The 20,435-nt window shown below is 45.4% G+C and carries 9 protein-coding genes; 7 read left to right on the top strand and 2 right to left on the bottom strand.

Going from position 1 to position 20,435, the window contains the following annotated elements:
- Window positions 1-21 precede the first annotated feature (21 nt).
- Together NO352_RS09740 and NO352_RS09745 are read left to right on the top strand one after the other, a co-directional pair.
- Complete coding sequence (locus tag NO352_RS09740; RefSeq protein WP_289355500.1) at window positions 22-1,749, top strand: ABC transporter ATP-binding protein; 1,728 nt, start codon at window positions 22-24, stop codon at window positions 1,747-1,749.
- Window positions 1,746-3,620 carry an ABC transporter ATP-binding protein gene (locus NO352_RS09745; RefSeq protein WP_289355501.1) on the top strand — a complete coding sequence of 625 codons (1,875 nt, stop codon included), beginning with the start codon at window positions 1,746-1,748 and terminating at the stop codon, window positions 3,618-3,620. The genes NO352_RS09740 and NO352_RS09745 overlap by 4 nt, the downstream gene beginning before the upstream one ends.
- Before the next feature lie 157 nt (window positions 3,621-3,777).
- Here the strand turns inward: NO352_RS09745 and NO352_RS09750 are convergent, their stop codons facing one another.
- Window positions 3,778-4,737, bottom strand: coding sequence for an NADP-dependent oxidoreductase (locus NO352_RS09750; protein ID WP_289355502.1), 960 nt, complete (start codon window positions 4,735-4,737; stop codon window positions 3,778-3,780).
- Between the two features lie 289 nt (window positions 4,738-5,026).
- Here NO352_RS09750 and NO352_RS09755 point away from each other — a divergent pair, with 289 nt between their 5' ends.
- Together NO352_RS09755 and NO352_RS09760 are read left to right on the top strand one after the other, a co-directional pair.
- On the top strand, window positions 5,027-5,413 hold the full coding sequence (locus NO352_RS09755) for a BlaI/MecI/CopY family transcriptional regulator (RefSeq protein ID WP_005550926.1): 387 nt from the start codon (window positions 5,027-5,029) through the stop codon (window positions 5,411-5,413).
- Entirely contained in the window at window positions 5,406-7,448 is a 2,043-nt protein-coding gene (locus NO352_RS09760) for a M56 family metallopeptidase (RefSeq protein ID WP_289355503.1), read from the top strand. Before NO352_RS09755 ends, NO352_RS09760 begins: the two co-directional genes overlap by 8 nt.
- A 97-nt stretch (window positions 7,449-7,545) precedes the next feature.
- On the opposite strand, the gene NO352_RS09765 is transcribed toward NO352_RS09760, so the two are convergent.
- Window positions 7,546-9,090 (bottom strand): FAD-dependent oxidoreductase, encoded by a 1,545-nt coding sequence (locus tag NO352_RS09765; RefSeq protein ID WP_289355504.1) that lies wholly within the window; start codon window positions 9,088-9,090, stop codon window positions 7,546-7,548.
- Between the two features lie 220 nt (window positions 9,091-9,310).
- Between NO352_RS09765 and NO352_RS09770 the strand changes: the two genes are divergently transcribed.
- The 3 genes from NO352_RS09770 to NO352_RS09780 all read left to right on the top strand — a co-directional run bounded on the left by NO352_RS09770 (window position 9,311) and on the right by NO352_RS09780 (window position 20,428).
- Complete coding sequence (locus NO352_RS09770; protein WP_289355506.1) at window positions 9,311-9,718, top strand: Rrf2 family transcriptional regulator; 408 nt, start codon at window positions 9,311-9,313, stop codon at window positions 9,716-9,718.
- Window positions 9,719-10,096: 378 nt separating this feature from the next.
- Window positions 10,097-10,696, top strand: a complete 600-nt coding sequence (locus NO352_RS09775; RefSeq protein ID WP_289355507.1) for a class I SAM-dependent methyltransferase — start codon at window positions 10,097-10,099, stop codon at window positions 10,694-10,696.
- Window positions 10,697-10,927: 231 nt separating this feature from the next.
- On the top strand, window positions 10,928-20,428 hold the full coding sequence (locus tag NO352_RS09780; RefSeq protein WP_289355508.1) for a non-ribosomal peptide synthetase: 9,501 nt from the start codon (window positions 10,928-10,930) through the stop codon (window positions 20,426-20,428).
- The last annotated feature ends 7 nt before the right edge of the window (window positions 20,429-20,435 follow it).

A 20,435-nucleotide genomic window follows, 5' to 3' on the forward strand; every position in this document is an offset into this window, starting at 1 on the left:
TGGAGATGGAGTTGAGGAAGCATGATGAAATTATTTCGGTATTTGAAACCATACCGAGTCCCAATTGGCATTGTATTAGCGCTTGTCTTCATACAATCGCTGTCGGAGCTGTATTTGCCGACGCTTATGTCTGATATAGTGAATTTCGGGATTTCGAAGGGGGATGTCCCGTACATTTGGAAAATTGGAGGCCTCATGCTGGCAGTAGCTATCGGAGGTACAATCTGTGCAATCGTGAGCAGTTACTTATCGGCCAAGGTTGCTATGGGCTATGGGAAATTGATGCGCGGAAAGGTATTTAACCATGTCCAGCATTTTTCCTTGCAAGAATTTGACAACATAGGTACAGCTTCGCTTATTACACGCACAACCAATGACATTACACAAGTACAGCAGGTGCTTGTCATGATTCTGCGCATGATGATCAGCGCTCCGATGATGTGCATCGGGGGGATTATTATGGCCGTTAATAAGGATGCCAAGCTTACGTTGGTGCTGGCCGTTGTCATTCCAATCTTGGCCCTAGCAATCTATTTAGTAGCAAGTAAAGGGATACCGCTCTTTAAGGCACAGCAGAAGAAGCTCGATAAGCTGAACCAAGTGCTGCGTGAAAGCTTGATTGGCATTCGGGTTATTCGTTCATTTAATCGGACGGAGCACGAAAAGGATCGTTTCAATGAAGCCAATACAGACCTGACGCAAACTGCGGTCAAGGTGAACCGCATTATGGCATCACTGATGCCTGTCATTATGCTTGCCTTTAACTTTTCGACGCTTGCGATTATATGGTTCGGTACAGATCGAATCCATGCAGGCAGCATGCAGGTCGGCGATTTGATGGCATTCATTCAGTATGCGGCTCAAATTATGTTCTCCCTTGTCATGGTATCGATCATCTTTGTTATGATACCGCGCGCCTCTGCATCAGCCACTCGAATTAACGAAGTTCTTGACATGGAGCCTGTCATTCGCGATCAAGAGCATGTCAAGAAAGCAGAAGGACTTCGCGGCTATATTGAGTTTGATCGCGTGACGTTCAGTTATCCGGGTGCAGAGAATCCGGCTTTATCCAATATTTCTTTCAGCGCACGTCCTGGAGAGACAACGGCGATTATTGGCGGTACAGGTTCCGGAAAATCAACACTGCTGAATCTGATTCCACGCTTTTACGATGTAGACAGCGGTCGAGTTCTTATTGATGGAATAGACATTAGAGAGCTGTCGCAAGAGGACTTGCGCGAGAAAATTGGTTATGTGCCGCAGAAGGCTGTACTATTCTCAGGCACGATTACAGATAATATCCGTTATGGCAAGCAAGATGCTACTGTTAAAGAGATTCAGCATGCAGCAGAGGTTGCTCAAGCTGCTGACTTCATTGCAGCAATGCCTGATGGGTATGAATCACCGATTTCCCAAGGGGGAACAAACGTATCAGGCGGCCAGAAGCAGCGCTTATCCATTGCGCGCGCATTAATCCGTAAGCCGGAGATTTATATCTTCGATGACAGCTTCTCAGCATTGGACTTTAAGACGGATGCCAAGCTGCGGACTGCATTGAAGAGTGAAACAACGACAGCTACCGTCATTATCGTTGCCCAGCGTGTAAGTACGGTAAAGAACGCAGATCGAATCATTGTGCTGGAGGAAGGACGAATCGCAGATATCGGCACACATCAAGAACTGTTGGAATCCAGCGAAGTATACCGTGAGATTGTATCCTCACAGCTGTCAGAGGAGGAGATCGCATGAGTGAGCGAAACAAATCAGCACAAGCAGGCCGCAAGCATGGCGGCGGTGGCCCTATGGGTCCAGGTATGATGATGCCTGGCGATAAGGCTAAGGATTTTAAAGGCACATTAAAACGGCTGCTCGGTTATTTAAAACCTAGCCGAACGAAGCTGATTATCATATTTGTAATGGCAATTTGCAGCACCATATTCTCGATTGTCAGTCCTAAAATTATGGGTAAAGCAACAACTAAGCTGTTTGAATTTACAATGGCGAAATTCAACGGGCTCCCAGCCGTCATGGACTTTGACTTTATTAACAATATCCTGCTGTTGCTCGTTGGCCTCTACTTGTTCAGTGCATTCTTCAGTTATATTCAACAATATGTAATGGCAGGCGTAGCGCAGAAAATCGTATTTGATATGCGGAAGCAAGTCAATGATAAGCTGAACCGTTTGCCTCTCAAATACTTTGATGCTCGAACACACGGTGAGATATTAAGCAGAGTTACGAATGATGTTGATAATATCAGTACAACGCTGCAGCAAAGTTTAACGCAGTTAATTACTTCGATTATTACGATTATTGGTGTAATCGTGATGATGTTGACCATTAGCCCGCTGTTAACCCTTATCTGTATGCTTACATTGCCGCTGAGTGCGATCGTCATTAAAATGGTTGCCTCAAGATCTCAGAAGCATTTTATGAGTCAGCAAAAATCACTTGGTGAGCTGAACGGTCATGTGGAAGAAATGTATACGGGCCATAATATTGTGAAAGCTTTTGGTCATGAAGAGAAGTCGCTCGAAGAATTTAACGAGGTTAATGAACGCTTGTACGAATCAGGTTGGAAGGCACAATTCATTTCGGGTATGATTATGCCGCTCATGAACTTCATCGGAAATATCGGCTATGTGCTGATTTGTGTGGTTGGCGGATTGCTCGTTACAAAGAAATCCATTGAAATCGGTGATATTCAAGCATTCATTCAATACGCACGACAATTCACGCAACCAATTGCGCAAACAGCCAACATTGCAAACGTCATTCAATCGACGATTGCGTCGGCCGAGCGGGTGTTCGAAGTGCTTGATGAGGTAGAAGAGGTTCCAGAAGCAGCGAAGCCACTCGAAATTGCACATCCAGTCGGACAAGTGGACTTCGAACATGTACAATTTGGTTATAAAGAAGATGAACTGCTTATTACTGACATGAATATTCACGTGAAGCCAGGTCAGATGATTGCGATTGTAGGCCCAACAGGCGCTGGCAAGACGACACTCATTAATTTATTGATGCGTTTCTATGAAATCAATGGCGGTGCCATCAAGATCGATGGCGTGGATATAACCGACATGGAACGCAGCCGCCTGCGGTCGATGTTCGGCATGGTGCTTCAAGATACTTGGCTTTTCAATGGCACTATACGCGATAATATTGCGTATGGTCGAAAAGGGGCTTCGGAGGCAGAAATCATACGGGCGGCCAAGGCTGCACACGCCGATCACTTTATCCGGACGCTTCCAAAGGGCTATGATACGGTTTTGAACGAAGAAGCATCCAACATCTCGCAAGGCCAGAAGCAGCTTCTCACGATAGCTCGCGCGATTCTTGCGAACCCATCCATTCTCATATTGGATGAAGCAACAAGCAGCGTCGATACTCGTACTGAAGTTCAAATCCAAAAAGCGATGAACGAACTGATGAAGGGGAGAACGAGCTTCGTGATTGCCCATCGTTTGTCGACGATCCGAAATGCAGACCTTATTCTCGTTATGAACAAAGGTACTGTGATTGAGCAAGGTACTCATGATGAGCTGCTTAAACAAAAAGGCTTCTATGCTGATCTTTATAATAGTCAATTTGAGGTGACAACAGCAGAAGCAATTTAACACGATAGTCCGAGCATACAAATCCTTGAAGGATCTCGTTGCTCGGGCTATTTTTCTTATAACTTAATGTGGTTGCCTTATTTTGAACCGCGACAAAAAACCAGCTATTATCTTGTCATGATAGTAGCTGGTTTTTTAGTTTGCGCAATTTATAAGTTCAATCTTCTCTGCTTAGAACGATCTTACCTCGTGTGCGGCCTGTTTGATTGGAAAGATGAGCTCTTCTTACTCCATCGACCGTCATGGGATAGACTTCCCCTACAATCGGTCTAACTTTTTGTAATTCGACCAGTTCTCGAATATGATTCATGTTTTCCCCATCCGGACGCGTGAACACATATTCAACGTTCAGTTGACGCTCCACCTCTATTTTTTTCGTGGAATCAGGCCGAACTTCATTGGGCCCGCCGAATATTGTAGCCACCGTTGATTTAAGCTTCATACAGGTTAATGCTTCCTCGAATGAAGAACCCCCGAGTGTATCGAGCATAAAATCAAATTCTATTTCTGAATCTCGAATGCTTTCCTGATCGTATGCAATCACTTTATCTGCGCCTAATTCTTTTACAAAATCAATGTTTTTAGCGCTTGTTGTCGTTGTCACATGAGCCCCAAGCGCTTTTGCCAATTGAATGGCAAATGAACCAATTCCACCACTGCCCGCTAAAATAAGAACGCTATCGCCAGCTTGAACATTTCCCACTTCTACTAGAGCCTGCCATACCGTCAGGCCCACGAGCGGGAGTGATGCTGCTTCGACATACGTCAAATCACGAGGCATTGGAGCAACAAGATTTGCAGGAACAACAATTTCATCCGCGTACGTGCCTTGTTTCTCCATTTCTGGACGGAAGAAAACATTGTCTCCCACTTGAAAGTCTTTTACATCCGTTCCGCAAGCTGCTATTTTACCTGCCGCATCCCACCCCAAGATTAGAGGGAATTTATATGGAAAGCTTTCTTTCAAATGTCCTTCCCGTACTTTCCAGTCTACAGGGTTTACCCCACTAGCTTTTATTGAAATGAGTAGGTCGTTAGATCCTAATGGTTCTGTCGGAACATGAACCACTTTAAGCGCCGATTCATCTCCATAATTTTCAATACCGATCCCTATCATAATAAAACTCTCCTTCTATATTTATTGCCGTAGGTCATTTTATTCTAGTATAGCTTCTTGTATGATGAAAATCCAAAATAGCCCTTAACGGATATATTTTATAACAATATAAAGAGTACATCATTAGTTTACATAACATATATTACGTGCCTTATTGATTGTGATATTTCGTGAATGCAGGCAGATAGGTGCGCTGCGGAAAATAAAATTTGACATTTAATGATTACATATGTAATCATTATGCGAGATATCAATTACATATGTAATCAACAGAGAGAGGGATGTAGAAATGAAAGAGATTCCGCGAATCTCAGAGGCTGAGTGGGAAGTGATGAAGGTCTTCTGGAGTGCGACTGCAAAGGCAACGGCAAATGAAGTCATCGAAAAACTTGGTGAAAACACGGACTGGAAGCCAGCCACCATAAAATCGCTTATTAACAGATTACTTAAAAAAAATGCACTCGGATATGAACAGGAAGGGAAGACCTATCAATATTATCCATTAGTTAGTGAAGAAGAGTGCGTCAGGGCAGAAAGCAATTCCTTCTTGCAGCGTCTATATGGCGGTTCCTTGAAGCCAATGTTCGTTAATTTCCTGAAGCAAGAGAAGCTATCCACGGAAGAGGTAGAGGAGCTTAAGAAAATACTTGATGAGGGGCAGCGCAGAAATGAATAGCTTTTTTACATGGTTAACTACGATCTTCGATTGGATTGCCAAGACTTCCTTAATGGCCTCAATCATTGCCATTCTTATCTTGTTTGTGAGGATTGTATGGAAGGATCGTCTACCGATAAAGTGGCAGTACTTGCTCTGGTTTGTACTGCTTGCCAGGATGATGCTACCTTGGGTACCTGAAAGCTCGATCAGCTTGTACAATTTATTTTCAATTGCAGATAAACCAATTGCGTTTCCTTTCTCGGCAGTTGAAGATGATATGACAAGATTATTAGCGGAACGTACAGCCGGCATGAACGGATCCAGCAGCATTCAGGAAAAAAGCATGTATGACACGAATGAGTCAAACGTCACAGATGACGAAAACCCTACATTCATTCAATCTGCATTGTCACTTGGCTGGTTAATCGGTGTATTGGCAATCACGATCTATGTGCTTCTCTCGAATCACAAATTTTCGCGCAGGATGATGAAAGAAGCCCATGCCGTATCCGATGAAGACAGCTTGCGCGTACTTCAGCAATGCCATGGAGATTTGAAAATAAAGAGAACACTGCCGCTTCTAGTATCGAATGGAGTGAACAGTCCTACACTGTATGGGATTTTACGACCAAAAATTTTGCTGCCAGGCAAGTACTTTGCGCAATTCAGCAGTGAAGAACTAAGACATATCCTGCTTCATGAGCTTGTTCATTACATAAGAAAGGATATTATCACGAACTGGTTATTTACCATTCTACTTATTCTAAATTGGTTCAACCCGATTCTATGGTACGCATCTAGGAAAATGAGGGAAGACCAGGAATTGTCTTGTGACGATCGCGTCATTTCCAATTTGGAGGCGGATGAGATCAAGCAATATGGATACACCATTGTCAAGCTGGTGGAAGCGAATATGGCAAGCAGCTTTCGACCTGTCGTTGCTACGAGCTTCACTACCGACAAATCCCTCATTAAAAGGAGAATCAGCAAGATTGCTCTATTCAAACGAGGCTCGTATAAATGGACTGTGCTCGGTATTGCGATTATTACTATTTTTGCCTGTGTTGCCTTGACGAATGCAGCGGCGGAAAAGCCAGGGGCGAAGAAATCCGAAATCCTAGAGCTGTATGCAAACGAGCCATTATTTAATCAGGTGAATGAAAAAATCCGAAATACAGTGAAGCAAACGGTTAGTGATGTCATGCAGCAACTTGGCAAGCCGCTTGCGCTCAAAAAGATCATGCCCGCAGAAGGAACGAAGGATTTGTTCCTAGAATTCAAAAGCTCGCCAAGCGACGACCCCGGTCATCGCTACATATGGGTAAGCGCGCAAACCGGCAAGCTTAGCAGAGTTGAGTTAGGTTTAAATCTTACACCTGAGGCCATTGGCCCTGAAATACTGACGAAGGCTGCACAAGCACTTCAAGAGAATGGATACAAAGGAAATCCTAATTTTAAAATAAGTCGTACCATTTTTAATGATCCAAACACGAATGAATTTACAGTTCAAACGAGATTGCTACAAAATCAGCACGATCAACGAGTTGAAGTGCTCTTTTTGAATGACAAAATTACTACGTCTTATGATGTGGGCCCTGATCAAATTTCGGAAGATGAAAATAAAAAAGGTCAATATATGCTTGCTGTTCTGCGGGGAAGAAAAGTTGATCAGCTCACTGCTGCATCTAAACTTTTCTCTGACAGCTACAATACCGTGTATTTGTCTTATGGCACTGACGGCGGTGTTAGCTTTGATCCGAAAACCTATAAGATTCGTCAAATCTATGATTCTTCATTATCGCGGTACCCAGTTGACCCCAAAGCTATCGAGCAACGCAATAAGAGGCTGCTTAACATCTCAGATGAAGAGTTAATGACAGCAGCTTTCCCTGTTGTTCCAGAATTGCTGGGTTATGATTTATATGAGTTTGAGATGAAGAGAAATCCAAAGGCTCCTGGTTCTGCTGAATTTATAAAAGATGGGAAACGTATATTTGGGATAGCGTACAACGAGAACGGTCAAATATGGATGATTAACGACTATACGAAATGAAGCAGTCAGTTCTGATTTACTGTATTCGAATTATGATATAGTTGAGTTTCAACAAGTATTGTATTCGTGCATTGAAGGAATCCTGAATCGTTAATATTCAGGATTCTACTATCTTATTCAATGGTTTTTTCGCTGGCCCCTCCATTACCTCACCGTCAATAGAAAACCTAGATCCGTGGCATGGACAATCCCAGCTCCGTTCACCGTGATTCCACTCTAGCTCACATCCCATATGGGTGCACGTCGTATCCACAATATGAAGCGTACCCTGTTCATCTCGATAAGCTCCAGCTCTTTTCCCATCAACAGTAACGACGGCGCCCTCACCATTTGGGACATCCTCGGGTTTGTTGTGAACTGTTTCAAGTTTGCCGCTGATCAGATGTTTGGCTACGTCGGCATTTTGAGCAAAGAAGGTCTTCACATCCGGATCAGCATGGAACCTAGAGGGCGTATACAATTCCCGATATGTGTTTTCTTTTCCCAATATCAAATCTCGAAGCAGAAGCGCAGCAGCAGTACTATTAGTCATGCCCCATTTTCGATAACCGGTTGCTACATAGATATTAGGGGATGTGGATGAAATTTGTCCGACATACGGCATTTTATCCAGCGTTATTAAATCCTGAGCTGACCATCGGTATGATATTTCAGTTGCACCAAATACGGATTGAGCAAAGGCTTGCAGTTCTTCATAATGCTTGATCGTGCAGATGCCCTGTCCTGTTTTATGACTTTCGCCGCCTATAAGTATCAGGTTCTCTCCAGTATCCAGTGAGGCAGTACGGATAGACCGCTTCGGATTCTCTGCACTAATATACATACCACCCCAATGGTCGGTCTTGCTTGGAATCCCAATGACATAGGAGCGTTCAGCATGCATTCTTGCAAAATAAAATCCCATTCCATCATAAAACGGGAAGTGAGAGCATGATACGACATGCTTACAGGTCAGCCTGAAACCGTCCCTAGTGATGACAGTAGGTGTCTCAGCCTTCTCCACAGTGTCTACCGTAGTCTGTTCATGGATCACACCGCCGAATTGAATGAACAACTGGATCAGCTTGTCCACATACTTGAGCGGGTGAAATTGGGCTTGCTTGCGTATAACGAGAGCCCTTTTCATCGGTACAGGAAGATCGAAATGGGTGACCAGTTCTCCGGTAATTCCCAGTTTGTCATACGCAGCCAGCTCTTGTTCAAGCTTCGTTACATATTCATCTGAATTCGTGTAGATATAAGCATCCCGCTCACGAAAATCGCATTGAATACCATGTTCCTTAACTGTGTGCCTTATAAATTGCAACGCTTCGTCATTGGCTTGGTAATACAATCGTGCCTGCTCTTGACCGAAATGTTGAATAAACTCATCATAAATGAGATCATGTTGTGCCGTTATTTTCGCGGTCGTATGTCCGGTCGTGCCATTCAGCAGCTGCCCTGCTTCCACAAGCATAACTTGAAGTCCTTCCCTCGCCAAGAGATAGGCTGTTGTAATGCCGGAAATTCCGCCTCCAACTACAACAACATCGGATTCCTTATGTTCCGCAAGTTTTGGGAAGGAGGTGATCTTCACAGAGTCCCGCCAATAGGATTCTGGAAACTGGGGCAGTTCTTGATTAGACGAGTGGTCATTATACATGGAGCGATCCTCCTTGATTGCTTATCTTTGTCTATTCATTTCCTTGTGAAAACGTATTTAATCCCGTGTAAGATTAAAATTGTACATTCGAAAAGCACGGTGCAAAGGTAGAATAAAATTTAGGATGGAATAATTCAATCCCTAGGCAGTTAACATTGACATCTCCTCTATTTATAGATATCATAGACAAAATAAGTCTGTAATTTAAGAGGGTATATTCATGAAATTCACAAAGGCAACAAATTATGCACTGCACACCATGCTCACACTGATTGAGGCTTCCCCCGTAAAACCGGTAGGTGTACAACAATTGGCCGAAACCCAGGGCGTGTCTCCAACTTACCTGTCCAAAATATTAACAAGGCTTGTGAAAGCCGGCATGATTGAATCGATTTCAGGAGCGAATGGCGGTTATCGCTTGACTCGTAATCGAAACGAGCTCACATTTTTGGATATTATCCATGCCATTGAAGGGACTGCCTCCTTATTCGAATGTAATTTCGTTCATGGCGATGAATGTTTAATCCAGGCCGTAATGAAGGAAGCAGAAGCGAAAATGGAAAATCATCTCAAGAATAAGAAATTGGTGGATATTGCTCAACAAGTAAACAAGAATAAACACTCGTAAAGCCGTTAGGAGAGTGTTTATTCATTTAGAGTTAGATTTAACTTGTATTCGCAATAATACCAACGGATTTGGTATTGCAATTAGGGAGAGATCCTTTGGCGCTTTACCTGTTTTGTCTACATCGCAAAGATATTTTTTTATTAGTATCATAGATATAATTAGTCCGTAATATCTTAAATAAGGAGATGAGCATCATGATTTATGAGCTGGGGATGCGGTCTCCTCTTCACCTTCCCAAGTTGTCTTTGCCGCGGCCGATGGAAGTCGGATAGCAATGCGTGTAAATCAAGATCTATCGGAAGAAGATTTTGAACAGAATACGATATCAGATGTCAATAAAGTATCTTCGAAAAATATGTAATTTTTATAGGAGGGGTTATGATGAACATGCCATGGAATGAGCGATATGATTCAACAGAATATTATTATGGGGAAGAGCCAAATGCATTTATACGAGAGCAGGCGTACCGATTAGACAGCCACAAACGCATCATTGCTTTTGCGGAGGGTGAGGGGAGAAATGCAGTCTATTTAGCGCGAGCGGGACATGAAGTGACGGCCGTTGATTACTCAGAGAAAGGTCTGGCTAAAACGCAGAAGCTGGCTCTAAAGCACAATGTCCATGTGCATACCAAGCAGATGAACCTTCTTACAGAAGATGTCCCTCAAAAAGAATATGATGCGGCGATCATGGTATTTGGTCATTTTCATCATAGTGATCAGCTTGTAGTTCTGAATAAGCTTAAGCAGGTTGTAAAGCCTGGCGGCATGATCATGATTGAGGTCTACTCGAAGGAGCAGATCCATTATCGAACAGGCGGACCTTCCGATATTGACATGCTTTACGAGCCTACGGATATCCTCGCTTGGTCTAGGGGATTAAAAGTGCTGCATTTCTTTTACGGAGAGCAGGAACGCATAGAAGGGAAAGGACACACTGGATTAGCCCATGTTATTCAATTCGTGCTGAGGCTATAATAATTTAGCCTTTTGGAGAGATGCATTACTTTTAATTGGGTTTACTCTACATTTCAAAATAAATCAATTGTGTTAAAATTCCAAGGATTATATTGTAAACGAAATCTATGGGTGCTACTATTTTACAAAGTAGGGCGATTATAGTACCTCTGCCTTTTAGCCAAGACAAACTCCGAATTCGCTTAACCTACTATTACTTATGATAGGAAAACGAAACAATCAGGAGGACTGATGGCACCCACCATGGATAAAAAACTATTTCCTTTAACCCAGGCGCAACGAAGAATATGGTACACGGAGCTTTTATATCCGAATACAACATTAAGCATGATGGCCGGAACGATGGTAATGAGGGGAGCTATTGATGTATCCCTTCTTATGCAGGCTGTTCAAAAGCTCATCAAAGATCACGATGCATTTCGGATTCGCATAACCGAACAGCATAATCAACCCATGCAATGGTTTGAAGATGAGTCCAATATTCATCCCGCAATCGATTATTTGGAAGTGGCGAGCCGCACGGAAGCCGAAAAATGGATGCAACGATTTTGCAGCTCCCCGATCAGCATGTTCGAAATCGACAAGTATAAGATTGCCATTATGAAAATCAATGATGAGGAATATTGGTTTAACTTGAAAGTCAACCATATCATTGCGGACGGCGTGTCCATGTATCAATTATGCAAGTTCATCATGAATAATTATACGGCATTAAAAAGCGGGATAAATCCGCTCCCTGTTCCAAAAGGCACATATATGGAGTACATCCATGCCGACCAAGATTATATGAAGTCGGAACGTCATCGAAAAGATAAATGTTACTGGATGAAAAAGTTCGAAACATTGCCGGAAGTCACTGGATTGAAACATTCTTCCCCTGATGAACCATTAACAGACGCAAAAAGGATCAGCGTCACCCTCACCGATGAACAATACTGTCGATTGCGAGCATTTAGCGAAGCAAGCAATATTAGTGCCTTTGTTTTTTTTCTGACCTCCATGTATCTGCTGCTGTACAAACATACGGGAAATGTCGATGTTCCCGTCGGTACCGTGTTTGCAAACCGCACAAGCAGGAACGAGAAAGAAGCCTTAGGAATGTTTGTAAGCACGGTTGCCACCCGATTGTCGTTTGACCCCGATCAAACACTGGAATCCTTACTCCATCTTGTATTCAAAGAGCAGCAAGCCTATTTCCGTCATCAAAAATACCCATACAACCACCTCATCCAAGATTTGCGGGATCGAGATGCGAAAAGAGATATGCAAGACCTGTTTCGCGTGTCCTTGAACTACACGCCAATTCGTTGGACGCAATATGGCGATATCTCTGTTCAACTGAACGCTAGATTTTGCGGCCATGAGACGAATGACTTTTTTGTACATATCGAGGATTTCTTAGATTTACAACAGATGAGCCTGCATGCAGACTATCGGATTCAATTATTTAAAGAACACGAAATTGAGAGAATTATGGAGCAATTGCTTATTATTGCGGATCAGATACTTTCAAACCCCCAACAAACTGTGCGCGAGTTGTCGATAGTCGGGGAAAGGGAGCTGAGCAGATTGTTGACGGAGTTTAATCCTCATTTTCTGCCGCATTGCCCGGAGCGCTTATTGCATCAAGCTTTTGAAGAACAAGCCAAGCAGAATCCCGACCATGAGGCCGTCATCTGCATAGACAAAAAGCTTACCTACAAGGAGTTGAATGAGAAGGGAAATCAGTTGGCAAGAACATTGCAAGCCCACGGTATAGGCAGAGCATCAATTGTTGGAATATTGGCCGATCGTTCCGTCGATATGCTCATTGGCGTTTTGGCTGTATGGAAAGCGGGAGGTGCGTATGTTCCGATCGATGCCGATTATCCTGAGGAACGCATTCAATTCATGATTGTTGATAGCGGGGCGACATTATTGCTGACGCAGTCGCATTTCCTGCAGCGTTCTCCAGTTCTTGGGGAACTGCCGTCCCTGCCAACCGTACTCTGCATGGACGACGAAACGATTTATAACGGAGACAATGCGAACTTGCCTAATCTGAACGAGCCATCTGATCTGGCTTACGTGATTTATACATCAGGCACGACTGGACGCCCGAAAGGCGTCATGATCGAGCATTCGGCCCTTACGAATACAGCCGAGGCCAATCGACGAGAATACGGTCTTGACCAATTCCCTGTAAAGCTCCTTCAGCTTGCGAGCTTTTCTTTTGACGTGTTCGTTGGTGACATAGCACGAACGCTTTATAATGGCGGGACGATGATCATTTGCCCGGCAGAAGACCGGGTCGATCCGTCTCGGCTAAATGGCTGGATTCAGAAATTTGAAATTACGATATTCGAATCTACGCCCGCACTCATCATCCCGTTCATGAATTACGCATACGAGCACGATTTCAATATGAGCTCCATGCGCCTGCTGATCGTCAGCTCCGATAGCTGCAGTGTTAATGATTACCGGACATTGCAGGAGCGCTACGGCTCCCAATTCCGGATTATTAACAGCTATGGGGTGACGGAGGCGGCAATCGATTCAAGTTACTATGACGAGCCGCTGGATCTATTGCCGAAGACGGGAAGCGTACCGATCGGCAAAGCTTGGATGAATGCACGATTCTATATTGTAGATCGGCAGCTCAATCCCGTTCCGATAGGAATGCCGGGCGAACTGTGCATCGGCGGCCCGGGAGTGGCCAGAGGATATTTGAATCTCCCGGACATTAGTGAGGAGAAGTTCGTACCAAGCCCGTTCGTTCCAGGTGAACGACTGTATCGCACGGGCGATCTGGCGCAGTGGATGGTTGACGGCAATGTTGATCTCATCGGACGCATCGATTTTCAAGTTAAAATCCGCGGCTTTCGCATCGAACTTGGAGAAATCGAGGCAGCAATACTAGCATTTCCAGGAGTTCATCAAGCAGTTGTAATCGACCGAATGGACAGCAGCGGGGAAAACTATCTTATTGCTTACGTTGTTTCCGAGTGCTCATTAGATATGAAAGAACTTCGGTGTTTCTTAAAGAAAACATTGCCGACCTATATGATTCCTGCGCGCTTCCTGCGTCTTGACCGCCTGCCTTTGACATTCAACGGCAAAATAAATCGAAATGCTCTTCCAACGCCGAAAGCTATCGAGCCTGTCGAAGAGGAACACGAAGTGGCGGAGACTCCATTGGAAATCAGACTTGTAGACATGTGGAAAGAAATGTTGGGAGTTGAACAGATCGGCGTTAAGCAAAATTTCTTTGATATTGGTGGACATTCTTTGCGTGCAACAATGCTGGTCAGCAGGATTAATAAAGAATTTCAAGTCAACCTCCCGCTGCGTGACGTATTCCGGTTCCCTACGATTAAGGCAATGGCCCAGGCGATAAGCGAATTGGAGCAGCGGACGCACAAGCCTATTCCCGTAACGGAAAAAAGAAAATATTACGCGATTTCATCTGCCCAGAAAAGGCTTTATACCCTTCATCAGCTTGAGGGAGCAGATCAAAGCTACAACATGTCCGGCAGTGTGTTGATTTTGGGATCATTGTGTCGAAAACAGTTTGAGAAGGCGTTTCGAGATCTGATTGCGCGACATGAAACGCTGCGAACCGGATTCGAGCTGGTTGACGGCGAACCTATGCAGTGCGTGCATGATGAGATCCATTTCGAAATCGAATATATGCATGCTGGCGAGGAAGAAGCGGCGGAAATTGAAAATGCCTTTATCCGGACGTTTGACTTAAGTAAACCTCCGCTTATGCGGGTAGGCTTAGCTGAATTGAAGGACGATCGGCATCTGTTTCTTTTCGATATGCATCACATTATCTCTGACGGCGTCTCGACCGCGATTCTGATCGATGAATTTTCCCGCTTGTACGGCGGAGAGGAACTGATGCCTTTACGCATTCAGTTCAAAGACTACACGGCATGGCAAATGTCCGAAGCACAGCAGAAAGAAGCGAAACTTCAGGAGGCATACTGGTTAAGCGTGCTGGAAGGACAATTGCCAGTATTGGAAATGCCGACTGACTATGCAAGACCTGCCGTGCGAAGTTTCGAGGGAGATACGCATCAATTTGAGTTGGATGCTGAAACGAGTAGGGCACTCGTACGATTGTCATCCGAAACCGGAACAACACTGTTCATGGTATTGTTCACTGTCTATGTGATCATGCTTCACAAATATACAGGGCAAGAGGACATTGTGGTTGGCACCCCGATTGCCGGCAGGACGCACGAAGACTTACAACCGCTCATAGGTATGTTTGTCAATACGCTAGCCATTCGCAGTCATCCGAGCGGGGACAAAACATTCCTGACTTACTTGGAAGAAATAAAGGAAACGACATTGGGAGCCTTGGAGAATCAAAGCTATCCTTTTGCGGAACTCGTAGAAAAGGTTCTTGTGGCGCCGGATAAGAGCCGTAATCCAATATTCGACACGATGTTTGTATTGCAAAACACGGAAGAAGCTGAAGTGAATATTCTCGGGTTGCGCTTGAAGCCGCAGCCAAGTTTGCGGCCGGTTTCAAAATTCGACTTGACCTTCCAGGCTTCGGAGGAAGAAGGCCGGCTTGCGTGCAGCATTGAATATGCGACAGCTTTATACAAGCAGGAAACCATAAAACGCATGGCAGGGCATTTCAAGCAGCTTGTCAGCCAGGTAATCAATCATCCGAAGGCAGATTTGGCCTCGCTGCAGATGTTAACTCCCGAAGAATCTGCGTTAATTTTGAGCAACTTCAATAGTACAGAGATGGAATATGCCAGAGAGAGGACGATACATCAGCTTTTCGAGGAACAAGCAGAGAAAACACCGAATTCTGTGGCGGTTGAGTTCGAAGGCATGCGGCTCACCTACCGAGAACTGAATGAAAAAGCGAATAGTCTGGCGCGAACGCTGCAATCGGCTGGTGTCGTGCCGGATGCACGAGTAGGGATCATGGTCGAACGTTCGATCGAGATGATTATAAGCATCCTGGCCATTCTGAAGGCAGGAGGCGCTTACCTGCCAATCGATCCGGATTATCCGCAGGAGCGAGTTCACTTCATGCTGGAGGATTCGGGAGCTCAAATCATAGTGGGACATCGCCGGTTGCTTGATTCAATCCAGGTGCAATGCAAAATCGTGGCGTTGGACGATCCGCATCTATATAGCAAAGACATGACAAATTTAGAACCAGTTTCCACTCTATGTCATTTGGCATATGTGATCTACACGTCAGGAACGACGGGAAAACCGAAAGGCATTCTAACAACCAATCGAAATGTAGTGCATTTTGTGCATGCATCGAAATTTCTCGAAATTTCCGAAGAGGATCGTATATTGCAGCTTTCCAGCTTTTCATTTGACGGATCGATATTCGATATTTTCGGGACGTTATTGAACGGAGCCAGACTCATTCTTATCCCGCAAGAGTCGGTATTGAATATCGAACAACTTGCAGAACGGATTGAGCGGCAGCAGATTACGAGAATGGTAATTACAACTGCGCTATTTCATCTTCTCGTCGACACAAACCTGGAATGCCTGCGCCATGTGAAATCAATTCTAGTCGGAGGCGAGCGCGCTTCCGTATCTCACGTACGCAAAGCGCTGAACTGTCTCGGTCCCGGAATTATTAAAAATATATACGGTCCGACAGAAGCAACCGTATTCGCGACTTACCATGATATCAATGAAGTGGATGATAATGCCATAAGCGTTCCAATCGGAAAACCGATCAGCAATACGTCCATTTATATCGTCAATGAGCGCAACGGATTACAGCCTATCGGCATGACGGGGGAAATATGTATTGCCGGAGACGGGATCGCACGCGGTTACTTGAATCGTCCTGACTTAACGAGCGAAAAGTTCGTGGATCATCCATTTTCGAATGGGAATCGGATGTATCGAACGGGAGATCTGGGGAAATGGATGCCTGACGGGACGATAGAGTATGTTGGACGAATGGATGATCAGGTCAAAATCCGTGGCTTCCGCATCGAACTGGGAGAAGTTGAAGCCCAGTTATTAACAATCGATTCGGTAAGAGAGGCATTCGTCATTGCGCAATCTGATGAAAGCGGTGCACAACAGCTTTGCGCCTATGTAGTGGCGGACAGGGAATTAACGGGCAAAGAGCTGAGAGTCGCATTGTCGGATAAATTGCCGGCATACATGATTCCGTCTTATTTCTCGCAGGTTGCGAAAATGCCACTGACGACAAACGGAAAGGTAGACCGGAGAGCACTGGATGATTTGGCAGTAAGCTTGCGGCATGACGAGGAACATGTAGCGCCGCGGACAGAAACGGAAATGCAGCTTGCGCGCATCTGGCAAGATGTGCTCGGGTTGCCTGGGAATCGCATCGGCGTAAAGGACAACTTTTTCGAAATAGGAGGCCATTCCCTGCGGGCAAGCACTTTAGTTAGCAAATTGCACAAAGAGATGCGCGTCCAATTGCCGCTGCGAGACGTGTTTCAGTACCCGACGATCGAACAAATGGCTGAAACGATTAAGCATCGGAAACATGCCGACTACGACACGATCCCGAGGATCGGGAGGAGAAATTATTATTTCGTATCTTCAGCGCAGAAACGGTTGTACGTTCTCCAGCAGTTGGAGGGCGGAGAGTTGAATTATAATATGCCGACCGCATTGGAAGTTATAGGGCTTATTGACAGAGAGCGTCTGGAAGCAGCGTTGCAGGCTCTCATCGCGAGACATGAGCCGCTTCGTACCTCTTTCCATATCGTGGATGGCAAGCCCGTTCAACGAATTCATGCGAACACAGAGTTTGAGCTTGCTTGTAAGGAGCTGATTGGAGAAAACACAGAGGAACTCATCCGTTCCTTTATCCGGCCATTTGATTTAGGACAGGCTCCACTGCTGCGCGCAGCTCTTGTAAAGCTTGAGCCGGAACGTCATCTCCTTCTCCTGGACATGCATCATATTATATCCGACGGTACTTCTGTCGCAGTGATAACCGAAGAACTAACTCAATTGTACGCGGGCAACACACTGTTGCCGCTACAGCTGCAATATAAAGAATATGCGGCATGGCAGCAAACTAGTTTGCGCACGGAGACCATAAAGCAGCAGGAACAATTTTGGATGAAGCAGTTCACCGGGGAGATCCCAGTGTTGAACTTGCCGACTGATTTTCCTCGGCCGGCATTGCGCAGCTATTCGGGAGGATGCGTAAACTTCTTGCTGGATGAGGAAATGACAAGGAATGTAAAGCGTCTGGCAAGACAAACAAATACGACAATCTATATGGTGTTAGTGTCAATTTATGGATTACTGTTGTCAAAACTGAGCAATCAGGAAGAAGTTATCGTCGGAACGCCAGTAGCAGGCCGAAGCCAAGCAGACACGGCAAGGATGGTAGGCATGTTCGTGAACACGTTGGCGCTGCGCATGTCCCCAAGCGCCAATCAATCATTCTCTGGCTATTTGCAGGTTGTCAAGCAGTTCGTGCTTGGTGCGCTGGAACATCAAGATTATCCCTTTGAGGAACTTGTACAACGAGTTGCTCCGCCTCGGGAGTTGAGCCGCAATCCGATATTCGATGCCATGTTCATATTGCAGAACATGGAGAATGCGGAGCTCGCTTTGGATGGAGCCAGCCTTCGGCAGCACCATTTTGATTACTCGGCCGCTAAGTTTGATGTGACTTTGTCGATAACCGAAACCGAAAACGGCTTACATGGAAATATGGAATATGCTTCGACGCTGTTCGCCAAGGATACTGCAGTTCGGTGGACAAACTGCTTTATTGAGCTGCTGCGGCAGGCCATTTCCAATCCTGACATAGAAGTAAGAAGCATGGGCCTGATGAACGACGAAGAGCAAAAAAGACTTTGCGCTAGGTTCGCTGGAAAGCAGGTAGCTATTCAGGACGAACAGACTATCCACGGCCTTTTCGAAAGGCAGGCAGCAATAACGCCTGATCAAATCGCGCTTATTTGCAATGGAGAGCAGATGAGCTACGAGGCGCTGAACCGAAAGTCTGCACAGTTGGCACATGCGATTCGATCACTAGGCGTTTCCCGAAATGAAGTCGTTGCAGTGCTTGCCGATCGCTCGATATTGCTAGTGGCAAGCTTGTTGGCTGTAGGCAAAGCTGGAGCCGCATATCTTCCGCTTGACCCGCTTCTGCCGGAAGAACGGATTGCGAGCATCATACACGATAGCGGATGTCGGGTGGTCGTAACGGATTCTGCGCATGTGGCGAAGATTCCTGATAAACAATTAACCGTATTGCTGGATCGGCTGCCTATGTCATGCGAAGAAGACTCCCTTGCATTCCCATGTTCATCCGTTAGCCCGTCAGATCTCGCGTATGTCATTTATACGTCAGGCTCTACGGGCAAGCCCAAAGGGGTCATGATCGAGCATCGTTCGGTTCATAATTTGCTCGTTGGCATCATTCAAGAAATACCACTCGAGACGATAAACAATGTATTGTCTTTGACGACTGTCTCATTTGATATTTTCGTACTCGAAACGCTGCTGCCGCTCATGCTAGGTTGTACGGTGGTTATGGCAACGCATGAGGAACAAATGGAGCTTGAGCGACTTGCTCATTTATGCCAGGATCATCGGATCGAGCTTCTTCAAACGACGCCTGCCCGGCTGAGGATGCTGCTGGATAATACCCGCATGGCAGAAGCGCTGGGTTCGCTGCGCTATATGCTAATTGGGGGAGAGGCGCTGACAGAAACGCTATTGCATCGTGTCCGTACGATAACGAGCGCCCGTTTGTTCAATATGTACGGCCCGACAGAAACAACCGTCTGGTCGACCGTCAAGGAACTCACTCATGATACGCGCATTACGATAGGTCGGCCGATTGCCAATACAAGAATTTATATTATGAACGATCACGGCCTGATTCAGCCCGTCGGCATCGAAGGTGAACTGTGCATCGCAGGTAAGGGCCTGGCACGGGGTTATATGAACAATCGGAAGCTTACGGCTGAACGATTCGTACAAGAGCTGAATGGAGATCACGATGATGGATACGGAAAAATGTATCGTACCGGAGACCGTGCCCGTTACCTCAACGATGGAACCATCGAATATTTGGGCCGCCTGGACGATCAAGTGAAAATTCGCGGGAATAGGGTTGAACCTGGCGAGATTGCTGCCGCATTGTCCAACCATCCATCAATCCGTGCAGCGGTAGTCGTAGACGGGGAAGAGGCGGGCAACAGCACATATTTGATTGCCTATTATGAATCGGCAGAACCAGAACCGCTGCCTGTATCTAATCTCCGTGAATATTTAGGATGCCGTCTTCCTGCCTATATGATCCCGTCTTTTTTTGTGCAGTTAAACAGCATTCCTATGAACACAAATGGGAAGGTCAATAAGCATGCACTGTCTCTTCCGAATGCAACAAAATCTCCTGTATCCCGAGATGCCCTGCCGCGCAATGAAGGAGAACGAATTCTTGCTGACATGTGGAAGGAAGTGTTAGATGTGCGGGAAGTCGGACGAAATGATAATTTCTTTGAGCTGGGGGGACATTCACTGCATGCTGCGCTATTAGTTGAAAGAATCCGCAGGGAACGAAACAGCCAGATAAAGCTGACCGACTTTTTCATGCATCCCACGATTGCATCATTGGCAAGCCGCCTGTTCGAGCCGTCCGTTCGCAAAGAGCGGATTGCTGATGTCGAAGAAAGGGTGGAATCACGCAAATCACTGATGAAGAGGCAAAGAGATCTCAGAGGAAAAGCAAGAACATAAAATAAAT

Source organism: Paenibacillus sp. S-12 (assembly GCF_030363895.1).
Lineage (GTDB): Bacteria > Bacillota > Bacilli > Paenibacillales > Paenibacillaceae > Paenibacillus_B > Paenibacillus_B alvei.